Source organism: Bacteroides sp. CAG:633 (genome assembly GCF_000435115.1).
Lineage (GTDB): Bacteria > Bacteroidota > Bacteroidia > Bacteroidales > Bacteroidaceae > Bacteroides > Bacteroides ndongoniae.
Genome location: NZ_FR883016.1, coordinates 1 through 664 on the forward strand (window position 1 = coordinate 1; position 664 = coordinate 664).

Below are 664 nucleotides of genomic sequence, written 5' to 3' on the forward strand. Positions count from 1 at the left end.
GGATGAGGGTATTCTTAGACAAATTAATTAAGTAGTTTTATAAGTACATGAATATTATTCAAATAGCATCCGGCAATTTCTTTTCCACCTACGGAGGAGGACAAGTCTATGTAAAGAATATTGTTGATGAAATGATTCGCCAACAATGTTCCTTGCAAGTCATTTCATTCGTCTCCAAGAGAGGAAAAATCGAAAAGAAACAGTACAAATCGATTGATTTGTATGAAATAGGAACGGAAGGGACAAACGACCTATTACAATTGATCAGACAAATCAACCCGGATATTATTCATGCCCACAGTCACAAAGCTGAAATAGTAAATATTGGAAAAGCATTACATATTCCGGTGATAGTGACAGCCCATCATGGCGGTATTGTCTGTCCGGCAGGAACGTTGCTTGATAGCAAAGACCAAATCTGTACCCAAACAGTGTCTCACCAACATTGCTTAGCCTGTTGTTTGCGAAACATCCGTAGTGGAAAATATTGGTACCCTCTGATGCGTTTGCTTCCTCACGAAATTTATCAACAATTAGGAAAAGGACTGTCGAAACTTCCATTTCTACCGTTCATTACTCCCATCGGTCAAACCGCTTTATCTATCGAACGCAAAAGAATGGAATGGAAAACCATTGCAGAAGGATGTACCCGAATGATAGCCCC

At 39.5% G+C, this 664-nt stretch carries 1 protein-coding gene; it reads left to right on the forward strand.

Going from position 1 to position 664, the window contains the following annotated elements:
* Positions 1 to 47: 47 nt before the first annotated feature.
* The coding region (locus QVP67_RS03425; RefSeq protein ID WP_288179859.1) for a glycosyltransferase at positions 48 to 664 on the forward strand (617 nt) is incomplete at its 3' end.